The following is a 26102-nucleotide window of genomic DNA, read 5'->3' as shown; positions in this document are numbered from 1 at the left end:
CGGTGACCACCGACCTACCTCCCCCTCGCTCCGCCGTGCCGCTACGTCACTCGGTGGCGACGGCCCGCAGTACGTCCAGCCGTGCCGCCCGCCTGGCCGGACGCAGGCCCGCGAGTGCGCCGGCCGCGACGCCCACCAGGGCCACGACCGTGAGCTGTGCGGACGGCAGCGTGAAGGCGAAGACACTGTCGCTCGCGCCGTCCAAGGCCTTCACCAGCACCCAGCCGAGGAAGGCACCGAGGGCGAGCCCGCCCACCGTGCCGAAGGCGGCGACGAGGATCGACTCCCAGCGGACCATGGCGCGCAGTTGTGCCCGGGTCTGGCCGACCGCCCTCAACAGGCCGAGTTCACGGGTGCGTTCGTGGATCGCGAGGGTCAGCGTGTTTGCGATGCCGAGCAGTGCGATGAGCACCGCGAGGGCGAGCAGCGCGTAGACGAGGGTGAGCATCATGTCGATGCCTCCGGCCGATGACCGGGCGAACTCGTCGCGAGTCTGCACCTCGGGGTCGCCGAAGTGGGCCGCGACCCGCTCGACGGCGGCCCTGCCCGCGTCCGTGCCCACACCGTCCCTGAAGGAGACGGCGATCAACGTGTCGGAGTCCTGGGCGCGGTGTGGGGCCCAGGCGGCACGGGTGATGACGTAGTCGCCGACGAGCTCCGACCGGCCGTAGACAGCACGGACGGTGAAGGTCTCCTTCCGGCCGTCGGTGAAGGCGAGTCGGGTGGTGTCGCCGGTCCGCAGATCCTGGCGGTCGGCTTCCGCCCGGGTGACGGCGATGCCGTCGGTGCCGAGGCCGGTCAGCGAGCCGCGGATCTCACCCAGGTCGAAGACCTTGCTGAGCGTGACGGGGTCGGTGACGGTCAACGCCCTTCCCTGGCCGTCGACTTCGGCGACTCCTCGGCCGAGTCCGACCGCGTTCGCCACCTCGGGCCGCTGGGCGATCGCGGGTGCGAGGGCCGGGCTGAGGCCGCTGCCGCCCGCTCCGAACGAGGGGGTGCTCACGGCCACGTCGCCCGCGAAGGACCGTGACACGGTCTGGTCCATGGTGGCCTTCAGCGAGGCGCCGAACACGGTGAACAGGGAAACGACGGCCACGCCGATCATCAGGGCGCTCGCGGTCGCGGCGGTCCGCCTCGGGCTGCGCAGGGCGTTGCGCCGGGCGAGGCCGCCGGGGACTCCGCGCAGCCTGCCGAGGAGGCCGCCGAGGACCCGTACGACTGTCGTGGACGCGACCGGGCCCAGGACCACGAACGACGCGAGGGCCAGTACGGCGCCAAGTCCCGCCAGCCACAAGGACGGTGAGACGAGGACGCCGGTCAGTGTCAGCGCGAGCGCGAGGGCCCCGAGACCCGCGCCGACGACCGCCCGGAGGGGCGAGGCGCCCGACCGGTCCACGGCCGTCTCCCGAAGCGCGGCCAGGGGTGCGGTGCGGCCGGCGCGTACGGCGGGCAGCAGGGCGGAGCCCAGGCAGACCACGATGCCGACCGCGAGCGGCAGCAGCATGGACGGCCCGCTGATCACCAAGTCGCTTTCGGGGAAAGGGAATCCGATGGCCGGGAACAGCGCCTGGAGGCCCGCGGCGATGGCGATGCCACCGGCGAGGCCCACCATCGACGCCGTCACGGCGACCACTGTCGCCTCGACGAGCGTGGCCGTGGTGACCTGGCGGCGGGAAGCGCCCAGCGCGCGCAACAGGGCGTTCTCGCGAGTGCGTTGGGCGACGACGATCGCGAAGGTGTTGTGGATGGAGAAGGTCGCGACCAGGATCGCCACGCCCGAGAAGACGAGGAGGAAGAGGGTGAAGACGGTCAGGAACCGGCTGGAGATCATCTCGGTGTTCTCCTCGGCCGACTCCTGGCCGGTGATGGCCTCAACCCCCTTGGGCAGCACCGGAGTCAGTCGCTCGACCAGCTCCTGCTGGCCTACCCCGGGGCCCGCCCGTACCTGGATGCTCGCCGCCGCACCGGGCTTCGCGGTCAGGTACTTCTCGGCGTCCGCCTGCGTCATCCCGGTGAACGTCACCTGCGCCATGCCGTCCTCGCCCGCGAAGGTCGCGAGTCCGACGATCGTCACCCTCACCGGGTCGGGTGTACGCAGGATCGTCGTGTCGCCGATCCGCAGGTCGCCCTTCTCGGCCGTACCCCGGTTGACGACGACCTCGCCGGACCTCGCCGGGGCGCGTCCTTCGGCGAGTCGGTACGGGTTCAGCTTCGGGTCGGCGATCCAGTTGCCGGCGACGGTGGGCGGGCCCTGGCCGCCGATCGGTGCGCCGTCGGCGGCGATGAGCTGGCCCGCGCCCTGGATGTCGGCGGCGGCGGCAGCGACGCCCGGAACCCGTACGACCGTGTCGACCAGGTCGGTGGGGACCGGTCGGCGTACGCCCTGGCTCTCACCGGGGGTCGTGATGGCGTCGGCGCTGCGGACGACGGCGTCGGTGCCGCTCGTCGCGTCGCCGAACATGGTGTCGAAGCCGGCGCGCAGGGTGTCTCCCATGACCAGGGTGCCGGCCAGGAAGGCCACGCCGAGGAACACAGCCAGGAACGTACCGGCGAAGCGGCGCCTGTGGGCGCGCAGCGAGGAGAGGCTGATACGGACGGTGGGGCGCAGCGCGCGTGCGGAGGCGTTCATGAGGGCACCTCGAAGGCTTTCAACCGGTCCAGGACCTTCTCGGCGGTCGGGGACTCCATCCGGTCCACCAGACGGCCGTCGGCCAGGAAGAGGACCTGGTCGGCGTGGGCGGCGGCAACCGGGTCGTGGGTGACCATGACGACCGTGCGGTCCATGTGCCGCACCGCCCTTCCGAGCAGGCCGAGAACCTCCTCGCCGGAGCGTGAGTCCAGGTTCCCGGTCGGTTCGTCGGCGAAGACGACGTCGGGCCGTCCGGCGAACGCCCGTGCCACAGCGACGCGTTGCTGTTGGCCGCCGGAGAGTTGCGAGGGGCGGTGGTGGAGCCGGTCGCGCAGGCCGACCACGTCGACGAGGGTGTCGATCCACTCCTGGTCACCGGCTCGGCCCGCAAGGTCGGTCGGCAGCGTGATGTTCTCGGCGACGGTCAGCGTCGGCACCAGGTTGAACGCCTGGAAGACGAAGCCGATCCGGTCGCGGCGCAGCAGGGTGAGATGCCGGTCGTCGAGCGCGCCGAGCTCGGTGTCACCGATGCACGCGCTTCCCGAGGTGAGGGTGTCCAGGCCGGCCGCACAGTGCATCAGGGTGGACTTTCCGGAGCCCGAGGGCCCCATGATCGCGGTGAACCGTCCGGCCGGAAAGCCGACGCTCACCCCGTCGAGGGCCCGTACGGCGGTGTCGGCATCGCCGTACACCTTCACCGCGTCGACGACACCGGCCGCCGTACGGGTCGTCGTGGCGGCGGTCATACCGCACCGCCCTTGCCGGGGCGCCGGCCCGCGGCACCGAACTGCTCGTCCAGGACGGAGAGCCGCCGCCAGTACTCGTCCTCGTCGATCTCGCCGGAGGCGAAGCGCCGGCCCAGTACGGCGAGCGGCGCGTCGCCGGAGAGACGGTCCTGCGTGTCGTCACGGCCGCCCACGGGGCGCCACGGGCCACGGCGACCGCGCCAGGCCGTGCGACGCAGGACGGTGACGACGCCGATCACGACGACCGCCCAGATCAGTGGGAAGAACAGGATCCACGGGCCGGGGCCGCCGTTCCAGTTCGCGAGGGTCTGCATGTCGAGTCATCTCCCGGGTCGGGGTTTTCGTTGATGACTCGAGGTTCGCGCCGGGAGGGGGTCCGGGTCGTCGTACGGCCGACGGCAGTACGTGTACCTCCCCGGGAGTACGCGGGCCCTTTTCTCCCGCTTTCCGCGCGGCGCGGCGCCGTCCGCGGTCGGCCGGCGACCGCACGTGGCGGCGCTGTGCGGCCGCGCGGGACGGGACGGTCCTTCCTAGCGCTGGGCCAGCGCCCCCAGCGGGTCGTCCAGTACCGGTTGCCACGCCAGCTCGGCCGCTCCCACCAGGCTGTTGTGGTCCAGTGTGCAGGCCAGGATGGGCACGCCGCCGCTGCGGCCCCACAGACTGCGGTCGGCGACCACCGCGCGCAGACGGTCCGCGTCGGCGTCCAGGAGGGTGCGGTGCAGGCCGCCGAGGATGATGCGGTCCGGGTTGAGGATGTTCACCAGGCCCGCCAGGCCCAGGCCCAGGCGGTCGATCAGTGTCTCGGCGGCCGTGCGGACCGTCGGGTCCGTGTACTGGTCGCGGATCAGGTCGTTGGCCTGCTGGAGCAGGGACACCTCGGGTCCGGGGTCGCGGCCCGCCGCGGTGAGGAAGGCGAGCGGGTCGGCCTCGACGTCCAGGCAGCCCCGGCTGCCGCAGTGGCAGGGGCGCCCCTCGGGGTTGACGGTGAGGTGGCCGACTTCGAGTGCGAGGCCCGAACTGCCCGTGTGCAGGCGCCCGTCGAGGACCAGCGCCCCGCCGACACCCCGGTGCCCGGTGGCCACGCACAGCAGGTCGCGGGCGCCGCGTCCGGCGCCGTGCCGGTGTTCGGCGAGCGCGGCGAGATTGACGTCGTTGCCCGCGAAGGCCGGGCCGGCGATGCCCGCCTCCCGTACCCGCTCGGCGAAGATCTCCCGTACCGCCGAACCGGCCGGCCAGGCGAGGTGCAGCGGGTTCAGCGCCAGGCCCTCGGGTTCGGCGACGGCGGACGGCACGGCGAGACCGGCGCCCACACACCGTCTGCCGGTGTCGCGCAGCAGCTCGGCGCCCGCCTCCACGACCGAGCCGAGCACCTTCGCCGGGTCGGCGTCGACGGTCTCGCAGCCGGGCGCGGTGGCGACGATCCGCCCGCCGAGCCCGACCAGCGCGGCCCGGAACCCGTCGGCGTGCACCTGCGCGGCCAGTACGACCGGCCCGTCCTCGGCGACGTCGAGCCGGTGCGAGGGGCGACCCTGCGAACCGGCCGCCGCCCCCGGCCGGGCGTCCACCCTGATCAGCCCGAGCGCCTCCAGCTCGGATGCCACCGCACCGGCCGTCGCCCGGGTGACCCCCAGCTCGGCGGTGAGCACGGCCCGGGTGGGCGCCCTGCCGGTGTGCACGAGCTCCAAGGCGGGCCCGAGTGCGCCGCGCCCCCGGTCCAACCGCGTCCTTGAGATGGTCCCCTCCCCCGCCGTCCGGGGGTCAGCCTTGCCGCTCATGAGGGCGAGTCTCCCATGATCCCTACGGCAGGTGACCGTGCCCCCGGCTCAGAAACCGCTGACTCGAAGGGTGACGTTCAGCCGACCGGTCAGCCCCAACTCCGGCGGCGCCGTGCCCTCGTACACCCGTGGCACCCCGTGGTGGGCGAGCCGGGACGCGCCGCCGAACACGAACAGGTCCCCGCTCCTCAACTCGACGTCCGTGTACGGCCGGGTCCGCGTCCGCGTGTTCCCGAAGCGGAAGAGACAGGTGTCACCGAGGCTGAGTGACACCACGGGCGCGTCAGACTTCTCGTCGCTGTCACGGTGCATGCCCATGCGGGCGTCGGCGCCGTAGAAGTTGATCAGCGCGATGTCGTGGTCGACGTCACTGTCGAACCCCGCCACAACCGCTGCCTCCCTCCCCAGCTCGCCCAGCCACTCCGGGAACGGTTTCACGGGCGAGCCGTCGCCGTCGACGACCGTGCTCGCGTAGCCGTACGGGTACCAGTGGTGGCCGAGGCACACCTGGCGGGCGGTCATCGTGCCGCCGCCGGGTGTCCGGACGGTGCGCAGGCCGGCGGGCGGGCGTGCCCAGTCGCGGCAGGCTTCCAGCAGCTCGCGCTGACGCCCCGCGTCCAGCCAGTCCGGCACGTGTACCGCGCCCGGCGCGATCTCCGTGCGGGCCCTGGGGAACAGCTCGGCATCCATGGTGTCCATCCTGCCCGAGGAGGGCCGACGGGGGCCGACGGGGCGTGAGCTGCGGCTCGGCTAGCCTGGGGCCACGATGAACGACCGTATGGCGACTCCCTGGTCCGAGCTGGCACTGACCCGCTTCCCCGCCGACCCGCGTGAGCGGCTGCGCGCCTGGGACGCCTCCGACGAGTACCTCCTCGGGCACCTCGCGGAGTCCGGGACCGAGCTGTCCGGCACGGTCGTGATCGTCGGCGACCGCTGGGGTGCGCTCACCACGGCGCTCGCCCCGCACCGGCCGACGCAGATCACCGACTCGTTCCTGGCCCAGGAGGCGACCCGGGCGAATCTGCGGCGGGCGGGCGCGGACGAGGATTCGGTGCGGCTGCTCACGACCCAGGACCCGCCGCCCGAGCGCGTGGACGTACTGCTCGTGCGGGTACCGAAGAGCCTCGCGCTCCTTGAGGACCAGTTGATGCGGCTGGCGCCGGCCCTGCACGAGGGCACGGTCGTCGTCGGCACCGGCATGGTCAAGGAGATCCACACCTCGACGCTGAAGCTGTTCGAGCGGACCATCGGACCGACCCGGACCTCCCTCGCGGAGAAGAAGGCCCGCCTCATCCACTCCACCGTCGCTCCGTCCACGGACCGGGGTGCCAGCCCCTGGCCGTACCGCTACGAGCTGCCCGACGGCATCGGCCCGGCGTCGGGACATCCTGTGGTCAATCACGCGGGCGTCTTCTGCGCCGAGCGTCTCGACATCGGTACCCGGTTCTTCCTCCGGCATCTGCCGGAGCCGTCGGGCAGCGCCCGGGTGGTGGACCTGGGCTGCGGAAACGGTGTCGTCGGCACGGCGGTGGCGCTGGCCGCCGCGGAGGCCGAGCTGCTGTTCGTCGACGAGTCGTTCCAGGCGGTGGCCTCGGCGGAGGCGACGTACCGGGCCAACGGCCTGCCGGACGGGCGTGCCGAGTTCCGGGTCGGCGACGGACTGGCCGGGATCGAGGACGGGAGTGTCGACGTCGTGCTCACCAATCCGCCGTTCCACACCCACCAGGCGACGACGGACGCCACGGCCTGGCGGATGTTCACGGGCGCGCGGCGGGCGTTGCGGCCGGGCGGTGAGCTGTATGTGATCGGCAACCGTCATCTCGGCTATCACCTCAAGCTCCGGAAGCTGTTCGGCAACAGCCAACTCGTCGCGAGCGACGCCAAGTTCGTCGTCCTGAAGGCCGTGAAGCAGTGATGTAGCGGATGTAGCGGATGTAGCGGAGTAGTTAGGCGGGGGTGTCGTGGCGTAGTGGGGCGGCAGTGCCGTTGGTTGAGGTTGCGGTTGCGGTGAATTCAGACCACTTCACTGCGTGGCAGTGGTCACCTCTCCGCGCAACGCGCGGGGTGACGCGCCGAGTTCGCGTCGGCAGGCCTTGTTGAACGCCTGCAGGTCCGGGATGCCCACCGACGCGGCCACGGCGGGGATGGACAGCGTCGAGGCGCGCAGCAGGTGGCGGGCGCGGTCGAGTCTGCGGCGGCGGATGTAGCCGACCACCGTGTCGCCGGTCGCGGCCCTGAACAGCCTGGTCAGGTGATTGTGCGAGACTCCCGCCGCCTGGGCGACGGCGGGCACGGTGAGCGGGGCGGCCAGCCGTCCCTCGATGTACGCGATGGCGGCGCCGACCGCCGGGTGCGGTCCCGGGCCCGGACGTTCGGTGTCCGGGGTGAGGTGCGCGATGCGCCACAGCGCGGTCCAGATCTCGGCTCTCGTGTGCTCGGGCGCCCGTGGCACGGCGGCGATCGCCGCAAGCAACAGGCCGGTGAGGGTGGGGAGTTCCGGGCCGGCGTCCTGCACGACGGGCACGGTGCGTGACGGACCGACGGGCGGGACGCGCAGATGTGCGTAGAGGTGTTCGGAGCGGCCCTGGTAGCGGAAGCGGACCGTACTGCCGGGCGGTACGAGGCTGACGCGGCCGGGGCGGATCACGTGCACTGTTCCGTCGACGGTGAGCTCGGCCTCGTACTGGTAGAGGTGCAGTTGCCACAGTTCCGGCAGCCGGAAGACGTCGGTGCGGCTCGCGACGCCGTGCACACCGACGCCCGCGTTCGCCACGTGGGGAGGTTCGCCGAGGTGCAGCTCCGTTTCGCGCATGGTGAGAAACTACCAGTCACGGTGACGGTCGGCTCAGCACGTCGATGATCCGGGTCACCTCCCGCGCCATCGCCTCACGTCCCACGCTCAGATACGTGCGCGAGTCGACCGCCTCGGGGTGGGCGGCGAGGAACTCCCTGATGGCGCCGGTCATGGCGATGTTCAGGGCCGTGCCGATGTTGACCTTGGTGATCCCTGCCGCGACAGCGGCCATGAGCTGGCCGTCCGGCACACCGGACGAGCCGTGCAGGACGAGCGGGACGTCCAGAGCTGCGGACAACCGCTTCAGTAGGTCCTGGTCGAGGGCTGCCGTCCGGGTGGTCATGGCGTGCGAGCTGCCGACGGCCACCGCCAGGGCGTCCACTCCGGACTCGGCGACGAAGGCCCGCGCCTCGGCGGGGTCGGTCCGGGCCCCGGGTTCGTGCGCGTCCAGCGGTGGCCGACCGTCCTTGCCGCCCACCTGACCCAACTCTGCCTCGATCCAGATCCCTTGGTTATGTGCCCAGTCGGCGGCAGCCCGGGTCGCGGCGAGGTTCTCCGCGTAGGGGAGCCGTGCCGCGTCGTACATCACCGAACTGAATCCGGCTCCGGTCGCCTGGCGCAGCAAGCCGTCGCTCTGCACATGATCGAGGTGCAACGCGACCGGTACGGCGGCGCGTTCGGCGGCCGACACGGCGGCACGGGCCAGCGGGAGGAGCCGCCCGTAGCGGAACCTGACCGCGTTCTCACTGACTTGGAGGACGACGGGTGAACCCGCTTTCTCGGCACCGGCGATGACGGCCTCGACGTGCTCCAGGGTGATGATGTTGAACGCGGCGACCGCCGTTCGCGCGGCGGCGGCCCGGGTGATGAGCTCCCCGGTGGTGACGATCGGCACGGCCAATTCCCCTTCGGTCGACTTCGATCGGATTTCGATCGGACTTCGGTCGGACTTCGGTCGGACTTCGGTCGGGCTTGGGTCAACGAGTGCGCGGTGGGCGGCTGCCGAGAGGTGTCACGGGGTGAGGATCACCGAGCGGGTGAGGTGGCGCGGGCGGTCCGGGTCGAGGCCCCGCGCCGCCGCCACCGCGACCGCGAGGCGCTGGGCACGCACGAGTTCGGCGAGCGGATCGAGAGCGCCGGGTACCCACAACGCCCCTGTGGCCCGCACCTGTTCGGCCAGGCCTTCCGGTGCCTCCCCGAACATCCAGGTCGCCGTGGACCGGGTGGTGACGCTGATGGGACCGTGCCGGTACTCCATCGCGGGGTACGCCTCGGTCCAGGACAGGGACGCCTCGCGCATCTTCAGTCCGGCCTCGTTGGCGAGCCCCACCGTCCACCCTCGGCCGAGGAAGGTGAACTGTGTGCACTCGACGAGTCCTTCGGGCAGCGGAGTCGCCAGCGCCGTGCGGCAGTCGTCGACCACGGCCTCGTCGTGGAGTCCGAGGTGGGCGCGGAGAAGCGTGAGAGCGGTGGTGGCGAACCGCGTCTGCACGACGGACTGTTCGTCCGCGTAGCCGAGAACGACGAGGTCATCTGCGACTTCCCGCACGGGAGTTCGGGGATCGGCGGTGATGGCGGTCGTCCGCGTGCCCATGGACGCGGCGCTCTGCACACGCCGGAGCAGTTCGAGAACCTCGGTGGTGGTGCCGGACCTGGTGAGGGCGACGACTTGGTCGTATCGGCGGCCGTAGGGGAACTCGGAGGCGGCGAAGGCGTCCGTCTCGCCCTGGCCCGCCTCTTCTCGCAGGGCCGCGACGGCCTGCGCCATGAAGTAGGAGGTGCCGCAGCCGACGACCGCGACCCGCTCCCCCGCCACCGGCAGCACGCCGACATGCTCGGCCGCCTCAGCGGCGGCGCGGGTCCAGCACTCGGGCTGGCTTCTCAGCTCGTCCTCTACATGGGTCATATCGTGCGCCCTTCCCCGAGAGAACCTATGGACTGCTCGTTCCTGCAAGATACAGTCGATTTTCGAGCAGAATCAAGCACCACGTGAGCGAAGGAGGGAGTTCGGCGCAGGGCAGCGAACTACGAGAAGGGGGCACCCGAGGGCTACTCCCCTTCAAGCGACTTGATTCACAGGGGGTTTCGGCCGTTGTCGAGGCGCTCGACCCGGGCCACGTTCGCCCGGTCGTCGGTGTCCGTGCTCGCCTCGGCGGCGAACCAGGCGTCGAGGATCTCCTTGAGCAGCGGTTCCGAGGTGAGGCGCAGGCTGAGCGCGAGCACGTTGGCGTCGTTCCAGCGGCGGGCGCCGTCCGCCGTGTAGGCGTCCGTGCACAGGGCGGCGCGGACACCGGGCACCTTGTTCGCGGCGATCGACGCGCCCGTGCCGGTCCAGCAGCACACGACGGCCTGGTCGGCGGTACCTGCGGCGACCTCGCGGGCCGCCGCCTCCGAACAGACGGCCCACTGCGGGTCGTCGCCGGGGCTCAGGGCTCCGTGGGTCACCACCTCGTGGCCGAGGTCGCGCAAGTGCTTGAGGAGGGCGCGGGCCACGGGTTCGTCCATGTCCGAGGAAACGGAGATCCGCATGGCCTGAGACTACCCAGCCGGGGAAAAGACCCACGTCACATCGCGGGGCGACCCTGCGCGGCGGACAGTCTCAGCTCTCCGGGGAACAGCGGCCCTCCCATCGCGTGTGGCGGCCGACCTCCAGTCAGCCCTCGCCCGACACCGAGTCCTGTGGGGCGTGGCGTCGGCCGGCGGCGGACGCGAAGGCGTCGACCAGGTCCGCCTGCTCGAAGCAGGATGCCGCCGCGCAGCACCCTGCGCGAGAACTTCGAAGTGGCGGCGTACGCGGCGGGAATCACCGGCGCACCCCTGCGCGAGCGGCTGGAGGAGACGGTCGGGTGGCTGCCGCCGCGACTGCGCGACCGGATGCACGTCTCCGCCGCCGGACTGTCCGGCGGCGAGCAGCAGATGCTCGCCATCGCCCGCGCGCTCATAGTCCGGCCCGACGTCCTGATCGTCGACGAGCCGGCGCTCGGGCTCGCACCGGCGCTGGTCGACGAGGTCTACGACCGACTGGTGCGACTGGCCCACGACGGCCTGACCGTCGTACTGCTCGAACAACTCCTCAGCCGCGCCATGTCCGTCTGCCACGAGGTGGCCGTGCTGCACGAGGGCTCCGTCGCGGCCCACGGGCGGCCGGGCGACCCCGGGTTCGCGGCCCTGGCGGAAGCGGCGTACTTCCGCGGCGGACTGGAAACAGCCGTCCCTACCGCGGCGGACGACGCCCGGACCTCCCCAGTTGTGTGAAATCCCGTTGTGAACGAGGTGGAACGTGTTCCGGACAATGAGTAGATTCCGTCGCGCCGCAGGAACCGCAGCCGTCCTGGCCGTGGTGGCGCTGACCGCCGATGCGTGCGCCGACCAGGACTCCGCGGGAGCCGGCGGAGGCAACCCGTCGGAGATCCACATAGGGGCGTGGCTCCCCCTCACCGGTGCCACCGCCTCGTACGGCGTGCCCGAGAAGGCGGGCGCCGACGCGTACTTCAAGATGGTCAACGCCCAGGGCGGTGTGAACGGACGCAAGATCCGGTGGACCGTCAAGGACAACGCGGCCGACCCGCAGCAGACCGTGCAGATCGCACGTGAACTCGTCGGCCAGGACAAGGTCGTGGCCATCGTCAACGCGAACGGCACCTCCCAGGCCGAGGCCGCCTTCCCGTTCGTCCTCACCCGGTCCAAGGTCCCGGTCCTCAACGAGGTGGGTGGCAGCGCGTCCTGGTACGACCCGCCCCGCGCGGGCCTGTTCGGTACGCAGACCCTCTACGAGGACCAGGCCGCCGCGGTCGCCGCGTGGGCGGTGCAGGACGGCGCGAAGAAGATCCTCGTCGTGCACAGTGACCCCGCCGCGTTCGTGAACGCGGCCGAGCAGGTCGAGCCCGTCGCGAAGAAGGTGGACCCCTCGGTCGAGGTCGACCGGCTGGCCGTCAAGTACCAGACCACCGACTACACACCGGTGATCAGCAAGGTCAAGGCCGCGAAGACCCAGGCGGTGATCCTGATCCTCACCTCCCCCGAGGCGGCGGCCTTCATGAAGGAGGCCAAGCTCCAGGGGCTCTCCCTGCCCACCTACGCCTACGCGCCGGTGGCGGCCGAGTCGACGATCGCCCTGGCCAAGGACGCCGCCGAAGGCGTCAAGGCGGTCCAGCTGGTCAAGGCACCCTCGGACCCGGATCCCGCGGTGAAGGAGTTCCGCACGGCCATGGCGAAGTACGAGCCCGGTCAGGACGCAGAGGGTCGAGGTGAAGAACGGCGTCTGGACGTCCGTCGGCGACTTCTACACACCGCCGACCCGCGACTGAACCCCGCCTGCCCCCTGGCTTCGACGAGCCGGGGGGCAGGTGTCGGATTTCAGCAGCAGCGACTCTGGGGGTGGGTCTCCCGGTGCAGGGTGCGCAGTACCTCGTACTCGCGCCGGGTCGGCACGGGGGCCTGGGGGTGGCGGCCGAGGTGACGCTCGCAGTAGCGGTCGTACTCGGCCTCTCCGGTCAGCTCGCGCAGATACCAGCGCAGGTGCCGGAACACGTCCCGGGCCCGGCGCCGGGCACTCATGAGCGAGCTCCCACCAGCGGCTCGGAGGGGGCGTCCTTCCGCAGGTCGATACGGGATGCGACGTATGGCGTCTCGGTCGTCGGGAGCGGGACGGGCGAGCGGACGGCCCGTACGCACACGACGGCCGCGTTGGCGATGACCACCGCGACCAGCAGCAGGAACAGGGCGATCAGGACGCCGTCGACCGTGGAGTTGGTGACCACGGTGTGCATGTCGTCGAGGGTCTTGGCGGGCGCCAGTACCTGACCGGTGTCGATGCCGTCCGCGTACTTGGCGCGCTGGGCGAAGAAGCCGACCCGGGGGTCGTCGGAGAAGATCTTCTGCCAGCCGGCGGTGAAGGTGATCGCGACCACCCAGGCGAGCGGGACGCCGGTGACCCAGGCCCAGCGCATCCGACCGGACTTGATCAGTACCGTCGTGCAGACGGTGAGGGCGACGGCGGCCAGCAGCTGGTTGGCGATGCCGAACAGCGGGAAGAGCTGGTTGATTCCGCCGAGCGGGTCGGTGGCGCCGGTGTAGAGGAAGTAGCCCCAGGCGGCCACGACGAGTCCGCTGCACAGCCAGATGCCGGGCTTCCAGTTGACCCGGCCGATGGGCTTCCAGACGTTGCCGAGCATGTCCTGGAGCATGAAGCGTCCGACCCGGGTGCCGGCGTCGACGGTCGTCAGGATGAACAGCGCCTCGAACATGATCGCGAAGTGGTACCAGAAGGCCTTCAGGGCCGCCCCGCCGAAGATCCCGGAGAAGATCTCCGACATGCCGACCGCGAGGGTCGGCGCCCCGCCGGAACGGGCGATCAGGGTCTGTTCCTCGACGGCCTTCGCCGCCTGTGTCAACTGGTCCGGGGTGATGGTGAAGCCGAGGCCCGCCACCGCGTGGGAGGCGGACTCGGCGGTGGTGCCGAGCAGGCCGGCCGGGGCGTTCATCGCGTAGTAGAGGCCGGGTTCGAGAGTGGCCGCGGCGATCAGCGCCATGATCGCGACGAACGACTCCATCAGCATGGCGCCGTAGCCGATCAGCCGGACCTGGGACTCCTTCTGGATCAGCTTCGGAGTGGTTCCGGAGGCGACCAGTGCGTGGAAGCCCGACAGGGCGCCGCAGGCGATGGTGATGAAGAGGAACGGGAAGAGCGATCCGGCGAAGACCGGTCCCGTGCCCGAGGAAGCGAAGTCGCTCACCGCGTCCGCCCGCATGACCGGCGCGGCCACGACGACGCCGACCGCCAGCAGCGCGATGGTCCCGATCTTCATGAAGGTGGAGAGGTAGTCGCGCGGCGCGAGGAGCATCCACACGGGGAGGACGGAAGCGACGAAGCCGTATCCCACCAGGCAGAAGACCAGTGTGGTCGGGCTGAGGGTGAAGGTGTCGGCGAGCGAGGAGTTCTGGACCCAGCTGCCGCCGACGATCGCGAGCAGCAGCAGGGCGACCCCGATGAGACTGGTCTCGACGACCCGGCCGGGCCGGATGACATGCATCCAGAAGCCCATGAACAGGGCGATGGGGATGGTCATGGCGACGGAGAAGGTGCCCCACGGGGAGTGGGCGAGAGCGTTGACCACGACGAGGGCCAGCACACCCAGCAGGATGATCATGATGGCGAAGACCGCGATCAGGGCTGCCGCGCCGCCTGCCCTGCCGATCTCGTCCCGGGCCATCTGCCCGAGCGACTTACCGTCCCGCCGCATGGACAGGAACAGCACCACCATGTCCTGCACCGCCCCGGCGAAGATCACGCCGGCGACGATCCACAGGGTGCCGGGCAGGTATCCCATCTGGGCCGCGAGTACGGGCCCCACCAGTGGCCCGGCACCGGCGATCGCGGCGAAGTGGTGGCCGAGGAGCACCCGGCGGTCGGTCGGCTGGAAGTCGACGCCGTCATCGAGGCGTTCGGCGGGGGTGGCCCGGCTGTCGTCCGGTTTCAGGACGCGGCGGACGACGAACCGGGAGTAGAAGCGGTAGGCGATGGCGTACGAGCCGAGGGCGGCCATCACCAGCCAGACCGCGGAGATCTCCTCGCCCCGGGCCAGCGCGAGGACGCCCCAGCCCACCGCGCCGACCAGGGCGACGGCGGCCCAGAGCAGGATCGAGCGCGGTGTCGGCCGGGAGGGACGGGAGTGGTCCGAGGGGGTGGACGGCGGGCCTTCCGGCGGCGGGAGAGCGGATTCGGGCATGGCTGATGCGGGCATGGCGGCTCCTCACCTTGACGGTGGTGGATGATGCCGAGCGCGCATCGGGTGCGTGCGGCTCGGCGGTGATGACGTCGGAGGTGACGTCGCTGGTGGCCGACCGGGTCAGGGGTCGCGGTTTTCTTCCCTGGTCAGCGCATAGGCGGCGAGCAGGCAGAGACAGCTGCCCGGTACCCAGGCGAGCTGGTACCAGTAGAAGAACGGTGTCCCGGCGAGATCCGGGTGCGCACCGGCGTACCAGGGGACCCACAGCAGCCCTGCCGCGGGCGCGAGGAGCAGCACTGCGACGGCGATGTGCCGTAGCCGTCGCGGTGACCGTGGGTGTCCGGTCCGGGCCATGACCTGCGCTCCTCTCCCGCTCGCTGAGGGTCTGTGCAAGAGTTGCCCACCCGCCGGAAACGGTTGACACCGAAACTGCAGAAGATTTCCCGTCGGTTCCCTGTCCTCCGAACCGGCCGCCCGCGCAACTCTCCGGCGAGGGGTTCAGGCACACCAAGGACGGTGACCCATGGCGGACAGCGCCATGACCACGACGTTCCTCGCCGTGATCGGCGGGGCGTCGCTGCTCGCCGTGACCGCGCGCCGTCTGCGCCCCAGCGACCGGCTCCCCTCGCTGGAGGGCTGGGCGCTGGCCGACCGGAGCCTCGGCCCGGTGTGGACCTGGCTGCTGCTGGGCGGCACGATCTTCACCGCGTACACCTTCACCGCCGTGCCCGGACTGGCGTACGGCAACGGGGCGCCCGCGTTCTTCGCGGTGCCGTACACGGTGATCGTCTGCCCGCTCGCGTTCGTCCTGCTGACCCGACTGTGGGCGGTGGCCCGGCGGCACGGCTACGTCACCGCCGCCGACTTCGTGCGCGGGCGGTACGGTTCGCCGCCGCTGGCGCTGGTGGTCGCCCTGACCGGAATCCTCGCGACGATGCCCTATCTGGCGCTTCAACTCCTCGGCATACGTGCCGTGTTGACTGCCGGGGGCCTCTATCCTCGGGGCGCTGCCGGGGACCTGGTGATGGTGGCGCTGTTCGCAGGGCTCGCGGTGGCGACGTACCGGCACGGGCTGCGCGCGCCGGCCGTCATCTCGGCGCTCAAGGCGGTGGCCGTGTTCGTCTCGCTGGGCGTCGTCTGCTGGCTGGTCCTCGACCGGTTCGGCGGGCCCGGGCCGGTCTTCGACGGGGCGGCGCGCCGCCTCGGCGGAACGGACGCCGCCCACTCACCACTGCTCCTCTCCCCCGCCCAGCAGCCGGCCTACGCCACGCTCGCCCTGGGCTCGGCGCTGGCGCTGCTGATGTACCCGCACGTACTCACCGCCGGTTTCGCGGCCGACGGCACCCGGACCGTCCGCAAGGTCGCCGTGGCGCTTCCCGCATGGACAGGGCTACTGGCGCTCTTCGGCTTCCTCGGCATCGCGGCCCTGGCGGCGGGGGTACGGGCACCGAAGGGCGGGGCCGAGGCGGCCGTGCCGATGCTGGTCGACCGGTTGATGCCGGGGCCGCTGGCGGGCCTGGTGTTCGGTGCGATCACCGTGGGCGCGCTGGTCCCGGCCGCCGTGATGTCGATCGCCGCCGCCACCAGCTTCGTACGCAACGTGTACGTCGAGTACGTGCATCCGACGGCCACGCCCAAGCGGCAGGTACGCATCGCCAAGGCCGTGTCGCTGACCGCGAAGGTGGGCGCCGTCGCGTTCGTGTTCGGGCTGCGCGATCAGGACGCCGTCAATCTCCAACTCCTCGGCGGTGTCTGGATCCTGCAGATCTTCCCGGCCGTCGCCATCGGCCTGTTCACCGGCCGGCTGCATCCGCGCGCGCTGCTCGCCGGGTGGGCCACCGGCATGGCGGCCGGAACGGTCATGGTGGTGCGCGAGGGCTTCTCGTCCATCGTGCCGTTCGGTCCCGCCGACCGGCCTCTGCAGATCTACGCAGGGCTCGCCGCGCTGCTGCTCAACCTGGCCGTCGCCGTGCTCGGCACCGCGGCCCTGACCCGGCTCGGCGTCCCGCGCGGCGCCGACGCGACCGACCTGCCGTCCCGCCTGACCGTCAGGCGACGCCCCGAGACGGGAGCGAACAACCCGTGAGACGCAGACAGCACACACACCTGCCGGTGATGCCACCGGCGGTCGCGGCCCTGGCCGAACCGGCCGTCACCGCGCCGCCCCTTCCGCGTCCCGCGGTCCGGGGCGAGGTGCTCGCCCCCGTGGCGGGCGATCCTGCGGAGGCCGAACGGGAGGCCGCGCTGGCCGGTCTGTTCGAGCTGCACTACGCCTCGATGCTGAGACTGGCCGTCCTGCTCGGCGCCGACGACCCGGAGAACGTGGTGGCCGAGGCCTACTACCAGCTCTACCGGAAGTGGCGGCGGCTGCGGGAGACCGGGGCGGCGGAGGCGTATCTGCGCTCCACCGTGTGCAATCTGACCCGGATGCGCATACGGCACCTCCAGGTCGCCCGCAGGCATGTGGAGAACCCGCCCCTGCCGGACGACGCCGTCGCCTCCGCCGAGAGCACCGCTCTGCTCCACGACGACCAGCGCGTACTGGTCGGCGCTCTGCAGCAGTTGCCCGCCCGGCAGCGCGAGGCACTCGTCCTGCGCCACTGGCTGGGCCTCAAGGAGAGCGAGATCGCCGCCGCGATGGGCATCTCCGGCGGATCGGTCAAGACGCACACCGCACGCGGCATCGCCGCTCTGACCCTGGCGATGGAGACACGGCGATGAACGACACCAGCCCGGACCGGGCCGACCGGGACCACACGGAACAGGACCGCACGGAACGGGAGTTGCGCGCCGCCCTGGAGACACTGGCCGGTGCGGTGAGCGCCGCCCCCTCCCCCGACGCCTACCGCACGGCACGCGGCGACTGGTTGCGACGGGAGAGACGCCGCCGACTCGTCCTCGCCGTGCTGGTCACCGTCGTCTTCACCCTCGCCACACTGATCGGCCTGTGGGTGCTCAACCACGCCCCGTCCGACCCCGGCGTCATCTTCTCGGGCACCCGGGGCGCGGCCCTTCCCGGCGCCGCTACGGGCGTCTCGCCCTGACCTTGGCCGCCCGAGAGGTCTCCTCCGTCCACGGACGCCGTCCATGGGTCGACCGCTCGGCGGTCCCGGGCAGCGCGAAATCCGGTTGCCCGGCCGGACCGGCGCTGCGACAGTCGTGGCCATGTCTGTCTTCTCCGCGTACGACGGAACCAAGCTGGCCTGTCGGGAACTCGGGGAGGGGCCGCCGCTGGTCTGTCTTCCCGGCGGCCCGATGCGGAGCTCCGACTACCTCGGGGACCTCGGAGGTCTGTCCGCGCACCGGCGCCTGATCATGCTCGATCTGCGGGGCACCGGCCGGTCCGCGGTGCCGGAGGACCCGGCGTCATACCGTTGCGACCGTCTCGTGGAGGACGTCGAGGCCCTGCGTGACCACCTCGGCCTCGACCGGCTCGACCTGCTCGGCCACTCCGCCGGTACGAACCTGGCCGTCCTGTACGCAGCCCGCTACCCCGAGCGCGTCGGCAGCCTCGCGCTGATCACCCCGAGCGTCCTGGCCGTCGGCGTCACCGTCAGCGGAGAAGTCCGGATCCGGACCGCACAGGCGCGCCGGGACGAGCCGTGGTTCCCGGAGGCGTTCGCGGCCCTGGAGGCCCTCGTCGCAGGCCGGCCCGACGCCGACACCTCTCTGGCCATCGCCCCCTTCTGGTACGGCCGTTGGGACGAGACCGCGCGTGCCCACCGGGCGGCCGAGGACGAGCAGCGCCACGACGAGGCCGCGGCCGTCTTCGCCGCCGAGGGCGCCTTCGACCCGGCGGCCACCCGGACGGCGCTCATCTCTCTCGCCTCGCCGGTCCTCGTCCTGGCCGGTGAGGTCGACCTCAATTCCCCGCCGCCCGCGATGGCCGAGCTCTCGGGGCTGTTCCCGCACTCCGAGCTCGTCGTCCAGCCCGGCGCCGGGCACTTCCCGTGGCTCGACGACGCGGACCGGTTCGTGGCGACCGCCCAGGCGTTCCTGCGGTGAGCGACCACCGCCCGGACTCCGCCAAGACCTCTCGACTCCCGACTCTGCCAACTGGAGACAGCCTGATGGAAATCGTGCGCTTCGTGGAAATCCTGGACGCGCAGGGCCAGTTGATGGCCGACGCCGCCGAGCGGGCGGGCACCGACGCCAAGGTGCCGACCTGCCCGGGCTGGCAGGTGCGCGACCTCCTGCTCCACACGGGCGGGGTGCACCGCTGGGCCGCCGCCTACGTCGCCGAGCGGAACATGTCGCCCCATCGCCCCGGCAGCCCGCCCGACCTCGACGGCGTCGCGCTGCTCACCTGGTTCCGGGAGGGTCACCGCACCCTTGTCGACACCCTTGCCTCGGCCCCGCCCGACGTCGAGTGCTGGAGCTTCATGGCGGCCCCCTCGCCCCTGGCTTTCTGGGCCCGGCGGCAGGCTCATGAGACCGCCGTCCACCGGGTGGACGCCGAGTCCGCCGTGGGCGCCGCGCGCACGCCGCTCGCACCGGAGTTCGCGGTGGACGGCATCGACGAACTGCTGCTCGGCTTCCACGCCCGCGCCAAGAGCCAGGTCCGCACGGACGGGCCCCGGGTACTGCGGGTGCGGGCGACGGACAGGGACGACGCGGTGTGGACCGTACGTCTGTCCTCGGAGCCGCCGGCGGCCGAACGAAGCACGGATCAGGCGGTGTCGGCGGAGCAGGAGGCCGACTGCGAGGTGACCGGTCCGGCCGCCGCTCTCTACCTGGCGCTGTGGAACCGGCAGCCGTTCACCGGCGTGACCGGCGATCCCGCGCTCGCCACCCTGTGGCAGGAGAGGTCCGCCGTCTGACGCCGGCCCGCGTCTCCGCACCGCCGGTCATTTTGTTGCATCTACATTAACTGCACTTGCATTCAATGCATGTGCATGTACTGTCTTCGTCATGACCTCTCCGCTCACCACCCCAGCGGCCGACGGACGCTGGACTCCCCGCCTTTGGGGCACCCTGCTGGTGCTCTGCGCCGCGATGTTCCTGGACGCACTGGACGTGTCGATGGTCGGTGTCGCGCTGCCGTCCATCGGCTCCGAACTCGACCTCTCCACCTCGACCCTGCAATGGATCGTCAGCGGTTACATCCTGGGATACGGCGGACTCCTGCTCCTCGGCGGGAGGACCGCCGACCTGCTCGGCCGCCGCCAGGTGTTCCTCGTGGCGCTCGGCGTCTTCGCCCTCGCCTCCCTGCTCGGCGGACTCGTCGACTCGGGGCCCCTGCTGATCGCCAGCCGCTTCATCAAGGGACTCAGCGCCGCCTTCACCGCGCCGGCGGGCCTGTCCATCATCACCACGACCTTCGCGGAGGGCCCGCTGCGCAACCGGGCCCTGTCCATCTACACCACCTGCGCGGCCACCGGCTTCTCGATGGGCCTGGTTCTCTCCGGCCTGCTCACCGAGGCCAGTTGGCGCCTGACCATGCTGCTGCCGGCCCCGGTCGCCGTGCTCGCCCTGGTCGCGGGCCTGAAGCTGCTGCCGCGCAGCGAACGCGAGAAGGACCACAACGGCTACGACGTCCCCGGCGCGATTCTCGGCACCGCCTCGATGCTGCTGCTGGTCTTCACCGTCGTACAGGCCCCCCAGGTCGGCTGGGCATCTGCCAGGACCCTGCTGTCCTTCCTCGCCGTGGCCGTGCTCCTGAGCATCTTCGTCCGCGTCGAGCAACGCTCCGCCGGCCCGCTGATCCGGCTGGGAGTGCTGCGCTCCGGGCCCCAGATCCGCGCACAGCTCGGCGCGTTGACGCTCTTCGGCTCGTACGTCGGATTCCAGTTCCTGGTGACCATCTACATGCAGTCGCTTCTCGGCTGGTCGGCGCTGCACACTGCGCTCGCCTTCCTGCCCGCGGGTGCGATCGTCGCGCTGTCGGCGACGAAAATGGGCGCGATCGTCGACCGGTTCGGCACCCAGCGGCTGATCGTGGCGGGCTTCGCGCTGATGATCACCGGGTACGCCCTGTTCCTCCGGGTCAGTCTCGACCCGGACTACGCCACCCTGATCCTGCCGTCGATGGTACTGATCGGTGGTGCCTTCGCACTGGTCTTCCCCTCGCTCAACATCCAGGCCACGAACGGCGTCGACGACCACGAACAGGGCATGGTCTCCGGCCTGTTGAACACCTCGGTCCAGGTGGGCGGGGCGATCTTCCTGGCCGTCGTGACGGCGGTGGTCACCGCGGGCACCCCCGCGAACCCCTCGCCGCAGGACGTCCTCGACGCCTACCGGCCCGGTCTGATCGTGGTGACGGGCATCGCGCTCGTCGGCCTGCTCGCCACGCTCCCCGGCCTGCGCACACGGCGTCCGGGCCGGTCCGTCGTGGTCGCGAAGTCCCCTCAGCAGCAGGAGGAGACGACTCCCGAACCGGTGGCGGCCCGCGACTGACCGGGCCCCTCCAGCGTCCGAGCCCGGCCGGGGTGACTTGCCCGGCCGGGCACCGGCTGTTTGACTCGGCGAATGGACAACTACGGGGGACACCTGGGGCAGGGCCGCGCGAGGGGCTCCCAGGCACGGCGGGACGCGGTCACCGTGGAGATCGGATACGCCCTGAGCAGCGCCGTGTTCCTGGCGGCCGTCGTCTTCGGGGTGGTGGCCGGTCCCGCGTGGGCCTTCGACCTGTCCGACGCCGCGCAGCGCGTACTCGTCGCCTCGGGCGCCACGCTGGGCGCCGTCCTGTTCACCGCGCGCGTGGTGAGCGTACTGAACCGCTTCGCCCGCGAGAACGGCGCCGCCGACCGGCCTCAGCCGAGCCAGCCCGGCCGCACCAACCCCGACTCGTAGGCCAGCACCACCAGTTGGGCCCTGTCGCGGACGCCCAATTTCACCATCGTGCGGCTCACATGGGTCTTCGCGGTGAGCGGGCTGACGACCAGTCGACGGGCGATCTCCTCGTTGGACAGGCCCATTCCGACCAGGGCCATCACCTCCCGTTCCCGTTCGGTGAGCCGGGTGAGGGCGTCGGCGGCGGCCGGTTCCTTCGAACGGGCGGCGAACTCACCGATCAGACGCCGGGTGACTCCGGGCGAGAGCAGCGCGTCACCGGCGACCACCGCCCGTACGGCACGCAGCAGTTCGTCCGGCTCGGTGTCCTTCACCAGAAAGCCGGAGGCGCCGCCGCGGATCGCCTCGAAGACGTACTCGTCGAGTTCGAAGGTGGTCAGCATGACCACCCTGACGTCGTTCAGCGCGGTGTCACCGGTGATCCGGCGGGTCGCCGCGAGCCCGTCCAGCACAGGCATACGGATGTCCATCAGGACGACATCGGGGCGCAGTTCGCGTACGGCACGCAGCGCTTCCTCCCCGTCGGCCGCCTCCCCCGCCACCTCGATGTCGGGCTGCGCGTCGAGCAGCGCCCTGAACCCCGCGCGGACCAGCGACTGGTCGTCGGCGAGCAGTACGCGGATCACCGGTCCTCCCTGGCCTTCAGCGGCAGCAGCGCCAGCACCCGGAAACCGCCGTCCGCGCTCGGCCCCGCCTCGATCGTGCCACCGAGGGCGACGGCCCGCTCCCGCATGCCGGCCAGCCCGTTCCCGCTGCCACCCGCGTCGGCGCCGGTCGCGGGCCCGTCGTCGTCGACGCGGAGGCGCAGGGTGCCGTCCGCTTCGTCCGCCTCGACCCGCACGCGCGCGTGCCGCGAACCGGAGTGCCGTACGACGTTGGTGAGGGCCTCCTGGACGATCCGGAAGGCGGCGAGATCGGCACCCGGCGGCAGCTTCGGGGCCGCGCCCCGCACCTCGACGGTCAGTCCGGCCGCCGCCGCCTGCTCCACCAGCTCGGGCAGCCGGCTCAGCCCGGGCGCCGGAGCGCGCGGCGCGTCCCCCGGCGTACGCAGCGTGTCCAGCACCTGGCGCACCTCGCCGAGCGCCTCCTTGCTGGCCCCCTTGATGGCGGTGAGCGCGCTACGGGCCTGCTCGGGGTCGGAGTCGAGCAGCGCGAGACCGACCCCGGCCTGCACGTTGATGACCGAAATGCTGTGCGCGAGCACGTCGTGCAGTTCGCGCGCGATCCGCAGCCGCTCCTCGTCGGCGCGCCGGCGCACTGCCTGGGCGCGCTCGGCGCGTTCCCGGTCCCACTGCTCCCGCCGCACCCTGACCAGCTCGGCGACCGCCACGATGGCCACCACCCAGGCGGCGACAACCAGCTCCTGCCCCCAGGGGGCGGCTTCGTCACCGGACGGCGGCAGCCACTGGTACAGCCAGTGCGCGATCAGCACGTGCCCGGCCCAGAGCATCCCGACGGCCGCCCACGCGGCCCCGCGGTGCCCGGCGACGACAGCGCTGAAGCAGCCCAGGGCAACGGTCAGGAAGACCGGCCCGTACGGATATCCGGCGCCCAGATACACCATGGCGGCAGCGGCGGAGCCGAAGACGACGAGCACCGGATACCGCTGCCGCCACAGCAGCAGCGCCGAACCGGCGACGAGCAGGAGACAGGCGAAAAGGTCCAGGTGGGCGCGGTCCCCCTCCTGTCGTCCGGCGGCGAACTTCGAGCCGACGAGCACGAAGGCGGTCAGCAGGACGACGGAACGCCAGGGCCACCGGCCGGCACCCCGGTCCGCCCCTGCCGGGCCCTCCCCGACCCGGTACCCCCACCACCGGGGCGGGCCTCCCCCGCGTCCGCGTGCGCGCTGCTCGTCCATGTCCGCCACGCTAGACGCCGCCGCCCCGCGACGGCGTCCGCCGGGCGAGGTGATCACCGGTACTCCCCGGGGAGTACGAGGCCGGGGGCGCCCTTTCCGCCGCGCCCGCCCAACTCCTTCCGCCTCTCTCCCTATGCCTTCTCCCCCTCGGGGAACACCAGCCCCACCCCATGCCCGATCCGGCTGACGGCGTACCGGTAGAACCTCTCCCGGTCCTCCACCACCCGGTTGAACTGGCCGAACAGCTCGAACCCGACCAGCCCGTACACCTGCGCCCAGGCCGCGACGAGCGCCAGCGCCGCCTCCGGTGGCAGGTCGGGGGCGATGTCCGCAGCCAACCGCTCGGCCTCGGGGCGCAGTTCGGCGGGGATCGGGGTGAGCGCCACGCCTCGGCCCCGGTGTGCGTCACGCACGATGGCCATCAGCAGCAGGCCGACGCGCGAGGCGGCCGGCACGGTGGTGGGGGGCGCCTTGTACCCGGGGACCGGGGAGCCGTAGATCAGCGCGTACTCGTGGGGACTGCCCAGCGCCCAGCCGCGCACCGCTTCGCACACCGCGACCCAGCGCAGCAGCGGGCCGGTGTCCGCGGCGGCGGCGTGGGCGGCCTCGGCAGCCTCGCCCATGGAGTCGTAGGCGTCGATGATGAGGGCGGTCAGCAGGTCGTCGCGGCTGGGGAAGTAGCGGTAGAGCGCGGAGGAGACCATACCGAGTTCACGGGCTACGGCCCGTAGCGAGAGTTTGGCGGCGCCTTCGGCCGCGAGCTGTCTGCGCGCCTCGTCCTTGATCGCCGAGGTGACCTCGATCCGGGCACGGGCGCGGGCTCCTTTTGCGGTGCTCATGGGTGCGAGTGTTCCACGTTTCTGGAGCAGTGCACACAAACGAGAGCAACGAACTAAAAAGAGAGCAGTGCTCTTGCTTTGGATCGCCGATCTCCGGCAGACTGCTCTCAAGCGAGAGCAGTGCTCTCGCAACCAGGATTCGCACGCTCCCTGACCAGAAACCCAGGAGGACACCATGCCGTCGTCGTCAGCCCACTACATGAAGCCCAAGGCGTTCGACCGGGCCATGAACGGATTCATCGGCTGGCTCGCACGCCACGGCATGAGCCTCATGGGCACCGCCGAACTCTCCGTGCTCGGCCGCAAGAGCGGAGAGTGGCGCCGGGTCCCCGTCAACCCGCTGCCGTACGAGGGCGGCCCCTACCTCGTCTCGGCGCGCGGCCACTCCGAGTGGGTGCGGAACATGCGCGCCGCAGGCGGCGGACGCCTCAAGGTCGGCCGCCGGGTACAGGAGTTCACCGCGGTCGAGCTGCCGGACGCGGAGAAGCCGGTCGTGCTGCGCACCTACCTCAAGAAGTGGGGCTGGGAAGTGGGGCGCTTCTTCGGCGACGTCGACGTCGACTCGACCGACGAGCAGCTGCTCGCCGCCGCTCCCAAGCACCCCGTCTTCCGGATCACCATCACCTCTTGAACGCCCCTGGGCACCTGGACGAGACCCGGGCGAGGCGCCTCAGGGCTTGTCGAGCACGGTCAGGGCGCGCCCGGCCATCGGATGGGTGCGCACCAGCTCGCCCAGTGAGGTGGAGCCCCGGGTGATGTCCCGGAAGGCGTTCCACGCGGGGCGGAAACCGGTCAGGGCGGCGTGGAAGAGGCCGGGGCGCCGCTCGAACGCCTTCAGCATGCTCCGGCCCACGGCCATCTCGACACCAAGACCCGCCTTGATCGCGAACGCGTAGTTCAGCGCCTGCCGACGCGTGTCCACGGCGTCGTTGGCCTCCGCGATGCGTACCGCCCACTCCCCCGCGAGCCGTCCTGAGCGCAGCGCGAACGAGATGCCCTCGCGGGTCCACGGCTCCAGCAGGCCCGCCGCGTCCCCGCAGACCAGCACCCGGCCGCGGGACAACGGAGAGTCGTCGGCGCGGCACCGCGTCAGGTGGCCGGAGGAGATGCTCGGTTCGAAGCCGGCCAGCCCCAGCCGGGCGATGAAGTCCTCCAGATAGCGCTTGGTGGCGGCGCCCTCACCGCGTGCGGAGATCACGCCCACCGTCAGGGTGTCACCCTTGGGGAACACCCAGCCGTAGCTGCCGGGCATCGGACCCCAGTCGATGAGCACCCGCCCCTGCCAGTCCTCGGCGACGGTCCGCGGCACCGGGATCTCCGCCTCCAGGCCGAGATCCACCTGGTCGAGTTTCACCCCGACGTGTGCTCCTATGCGGCTCGCACTGCCGTCCGCGCCCACAACCGCGCGGGCCAGCACCGTCTCGCCGCCCTGCAGGACGACGGCGACCGTCCGCCGGTCCGGCACCGCGGAGCCGTGCTGCTCGACCCGCGACACCGCGACACCCGTACGCAGCTCGGCACCCGCCTTCTGGGCGTGCTCGACGAGCTGCTGGTCGAACTCGGGCCGGTTGATCAGCCCGAACAGCATCTGCTTGGAGCGACGCGTGCGGGTGAAGCGGCCGTTGTTCGAGAAGGTGACCGCGTGCACCCGGTCCCGGAAGGGCAGTTCGAAGCCGGGCGGCAAGGAGTCGCGCGAGGGGCCGATGATCCCGCCGCCGCACGTCTTGTAGCGCGGCAGTTCCGCTTTCTCCAGCAACAGCACACTGCGGCCCGCGACCGCCGCCGCGTACGCGGCCGAGGCCCCCGCGGGTCCCGCGCCCACCACAACGACGTCCCACACCTGCGCCTCGTCGTCCGCCGAAGAGTTCTCGCTGCTCACGATGGTCTGCTGCTCCTGGTCATCCGCCTGCCGCACCTGTTCCTCCGCATCCTACGGCG

At 71.6% G+C, this 26102-nt stretch carries 26 protein-coding genes and 1 pseudogene; 11 read left to right on the top strand and 16 right to left on the bottom strand.

Annotated features, from left to right (window positions below):
• Window positions 1–46 precede the first annotated feature (46 nt).
• The 5 genes from PV734_RS01390 to PV734_RS01370 form a co-directional block, all read right to left on the bottom strand.
• A complete protein-coding gene (locus PV734_RS01390; protein ID WP_415924134.1) occupies window positions 47–2629 on the bottom strand; it encodes an ABC transporter permease in 2583 nt (860 codons plus the stop codon).
• A complete protein-coding gene (locus PV734_RS01385; protein ID WP_319288542.1) occupies window positions 2626–3375 on the bottom strand; it encodes an ABC transporter ATP-binding protein in 750 nt (249 codons plus the stop codon). The genes PV734_RS01390 and PV734_RS01385 overlap by 4 nt, the downstream gene beginning before the upstream one ends.
• Entirely contained in the window at window positions 3372–3689 is a 318-nt protein-coding gene (locus PV734_RS01380) for an SHOCT domain-containing protein (protein ID WP_319288541.1), read from the bottom strand. The genes PV734_RS01385 and PV734_RS01380 overlap by 4 nt, the downstream gene beginning before the upstream one ends.
• Window positions 3690–3905: 216 nt before the next feature.
• Window positions 3906–5150 (bottom strand): ROK family protein, encoded by a 1245-nt coding sequence (locus PV734_RS01375; RefSeq protein ID WP_319091629.1) that lies wholly within the window; start codon window positions 5148–5150, stop codon window positions 3906–3908.
• 48 nt (window positions 5151–5198) lie between these two features.
• A complete protein-coding gene (locus PV734_RS01370; RefSeq protein ID WP_319288540.1) occupies window positions 5199–5840 on the bottom strand; it encodes an alpha-ketoglutarate-dependent dioxygenase AlkB in 642 nt (213 codons plus the stop codon).
• A 76-nt stretch (window positions 5841–5916) separates the two neighbouring features.
• Here PV734_RS01370 and PV734_RS01365 point away from each other — a divergent pair, with 76 nt between their 5' ends.
• Complete coding sequence (locus tag PV734_RS01365; protein ID WP_319288539.1) at window positions 5917–7065, top strand: methyltransferase; 1149 nt, start codon at window positions 5917–5919, stop codon at window positions 7063–7065.
• 108 nt (window positions 7066–7173) lie between these two features.
• On the opposite strand, the gene PV734_RS01360 is transcribed toward PV734_RS01365, so the two are convergent.
• From PV734_RS01360 to PV734_RS01345, 4 genes are all read right to left on the bottom strand, one after another.
• Entirely contained in the window at window positions 7174–7962 is a 789-nt protein-coding gene (locus PV734_RS01360) for an AraC family transcriptional regulator (protein WP_319091626.1), read from the bottom strand.
• A 16-nt stretch (window positions 7963–7978) separates the two neighbouring features.
• Window positions 7979–8839: a class II fructose-bisphosphate aldolase gene (locus PV734_RS01355; protein ID WP_319091625.1), complete on the bottom strand. Its 861-nt coding sequence runs from the start codon at window positions 8837–8839 to the stop codon at window positions 7979–7981.
• A gap of 117 nt (window positions 8840–8956) precedes the next feature.
• Entirely contained in the window at window positions 8957–9850 is an 894-nt protein-coding gene (locus PV734_RS01350) for an SIS domain-containing protein (RefSeq protein WP_319091624.1), read from the bottom strand.
• A 167-nt stretch (window positions 9851–10017) separates the two neighbouring features.
• The gene (locus PV734_RS01345) at window positions 10018–10473 is read right to left on the bottom strand and encodes an RpiB/LacA/LacB family sugar-phosphate isomerase (RefSeq protein ID WP_319091623.1); all 456 of its coding nucleotides are present in this window, start codon (window positions 10471–10473) and stop codon (window positions 10018–10020) included.
• Window positions 10474–10689: 216 nt separating this feature from the next.
• Between PV734_RS01345 and PV734_RS01340 the strand changes: the two genes are divergently transcribed.
• Both PV734_RS01340 and PV734_RS01335 read left to right on the top strand, forming a co-directional pair.
• Window positions 10690–11199, top strand: a complete 510-nt coding sequence (locus tag PV734_RS01340) for an ATP-binding cassette domain-containing protein (RefSeq protein WP_319091622.1) — start codon at window positions 10690–10692, stop codon at window positions 11197–11199.
• Window positions 11200–11236: 37 nt separating this feature from the next.
• Window positions 11237–12115: pseudogene (locus PV734_RS01335) on the top strand (ABC transporter substrate-binding protein); the annotation flags it as partial.
• A gap of 185 nt (window positions 12116–12300) precedes the next feature.
• Here PV734_RS01335 and PV734_RS01330 read toward each other — a convergent pair.
• From PV734_RS01330 to PV734_RS01320, 3 genes are all read right to left on the bottom strand, one after another.
• Window positions 12301–12501, bottom strand: coding sequence for a YbdD/YjiX family protein (locus PV734_RS01330; protein WP_319288538.1), 201 nt, complete (start codon window positions 12499–12501; stop codon window positions 12301–12303).
• On the bottom strand, window positions 12498–14687 hold the full coding sequence (locus PV734_RS01325) for a carbon starvation CstA family protein (protein WP_319288537.1): 2190 nt from the start codon (window positions 14685–14687) through the stop codon (window positions 12498–12500). The genes PV734_RS01330 and PV734_RS01325 overlap by 4 nt, the downstream gene beginning before the upstream one ends.
• A 105-nt stretch (window positions 14688–14792) precedes the next feature.
• Window positions 14793–15026: a DUF3311 domain-containing protein gene (locus PV734_RS01320; protein WP_319288536.1), complete on the bottom strand. Its 234-nt coding sequence runs from the start codon at window positions 15024–15026 to the stop codon at window positions 14793–14795.
• Window positions 15027–15195: 169 nt separating this feature from the next.
• Between PV734_RS01320 and PV734_RS01315 the strand changes: the two genes are divergently transcribed.
• The 7 genes from PV734_RS01315 (at window position 15196) to PV734_RS01285 (ending at window position 21467) form a co-directional block, all read left to right on the top strand.
• Window positions 15196–16758 carry a sodium:solute symporter family transporter gene (locus PV734_RS01315; RefSeq protein ID WP_319288535.1) on the top strand — a complete coding sequence of 521 codons (1563 nt, stop codon included), beginning with the start codon at window positions 15196–15198 and terminating at the stop codon, window positions 16756–16758.
• The gene (locus PV734_RS01310; RefSeq protein WP_319091617.1) at window positions 16755–17393 is read left to right on the top strand and encodes a sigma-70 family RNA polymerase sigma factor; all 639 of its coding nucleotides are present in this window, start codon (window positions 16755–16757) and stop codon (window positions 17391–17393) included. Before PV734_RS01315 ends, PV734_RS01310 begins: the two co-directional genes overlap by 4 nt.
• Window positions 17390–17716 (top strand): hypothetical protein, encoded by a 327-nt coding sequence (locus PV734_RS01305; protein WP_319091616.1) that lies wholly within the window; start codon window positions 17390–17392, stop codon window positions 17714–17716. Before PV734_RS01310 ends, PV734_RS01305 begins: the two co-directional genes overlap by 4 nt.
• 121 nt (window positions 17717–17837) lie before the next feature.
• Window positions 17838–18677 (top strand): alpha/beta hydrolase, encoded by an 840-nt coding sequence (locus PV734_RS01300; protein ID WP_319091615.1) that lies wholly within the window; start codon window positions 17838–17840, stop codon window positions 18675–18677.
• Window positions 18678–18742: 65 nt separating this feature from the next.
• Window positions 18743–19492, top strand: a complete 750-nt coding sequence (locus PV734_RS01295; protein ID WP_319091614.1) for a maleylpyruvate isomerase family mycothiol-dependent enzyme — start codon at window positions 18743–18745, stop codon at window positions 19490–19492.
• Between the two features lie 91 nt (window positions 19493–19583).
• On the top strand, window positions 19584–21071 hold the full coding sequence (locus PV734_RS01290) for an MFS transporter (RefSeq protein WP_319091613.1): 1488 nt from the start codon (window positions 19584–19586) through the stop codon (window positions 21069–21071).
• Window positions 21072–21143: 72 nt separating this feature from the next.
• Window positions 21144–21467 (top strand): DUF6332 family protein, encoded by a 324-nt coding sequence (locus PV734_RS01285; protein WP_319288534.1) that lies wholly within the window; start codon window positions 21144–21146, stop codon window positions 21465–21467.
• Here the strand turns inward: PV734_RS01285 and PV734_RS01280 are convergent.
• From PV734_RS01280 to PV734_RS01270, 3 genes are all read right to left on the bottom strand, one after another.
• On the bottom strand, window positions 21428–22093 hold the full coding sequence (locus PV734_RS01280; RefSeq protein WP_319288533.1) for a response regulator transcription factor: 666 nt from the start codon (window positions 22091–22093) through the stop codon (window positions 21428–21430). The genes PV734_RS01285 and PV734_RS01280 overlap by 40 nt on opposite strands.
• Complete coding sequence (locus PV734_RS01275) at window positions 22090–23325, bottom strand: sensor histidine kinase (protein ID WP_319288532.1); 1236 nt, start codon at window positions 23323–23325, stop codon at window positions 22090–22092. The genes PV734_RS01280 and PV734_RS01275 overlap by 4 nt, the downstream gene beginning before the upstream one ends.
• Window positions 23326–23456: 131 nt before the next feature.
• The gene (locus tag PV734_RS01270; RefSeq protein ID WP_319091610.1) at window positions 23457–24164 is read right to left on the bottom strand and encodes a TetR/AcrR family transcriptional regulator; all 708 of its coding nucleotides are present in this window, start codon (window positions 24162–24164) and stop codon (window positions 23457–23459) included.
• A gap of 175 nt (window positions 24165–24339) precedes the next feature.
• Between PV734_RS01270 and PV734_RS01265 the strand changes: the two genes are divergently transcribed.
• A complete protein-coding gene (locus PV734_RS01265; RefSeq protein WP_319288531.1) occupies window positions 24340–24795 on the top strand; it encodes a nitroreductase family deazaflavin-dependent oxidoreductase in 456 nt (151 codons plus the stop codon).
• Window positions 24796–24834: 39 nt separating this feature from the next.
• Here the strand turns inward: PV734_RS01265 and PV734_RS01260 are convergent, their stop codons facing one another.
• Window positions 24835–26043: a geranylgeranyl reductase family protein gene (locus PV734_RS01260; protein WP_319092012.1), complete on the bottom strand. Its 1209-nt coding sequence runs from the start codon at window positions 26041–26043 to the stop codon at window positions 24835–24837.
• Window positions 26044–26102: the final 59 nt, after the last annotated feature.

It is taken from the genome of Streptomyces sp. AK08-02 (assembly GCF_033795085.1).
Taxonomy (GTDB): Bacteria; Actinomycetota; Actinomycetes; order Streptomycetales; family Streptomycetaceae; genus Streptomyces; species Streptomyces echiniscabiei.
Note: the sequence above shows the minus strand (reverse complement) of the source record. Positions and strands in the feature narration are given on the sequence as shown.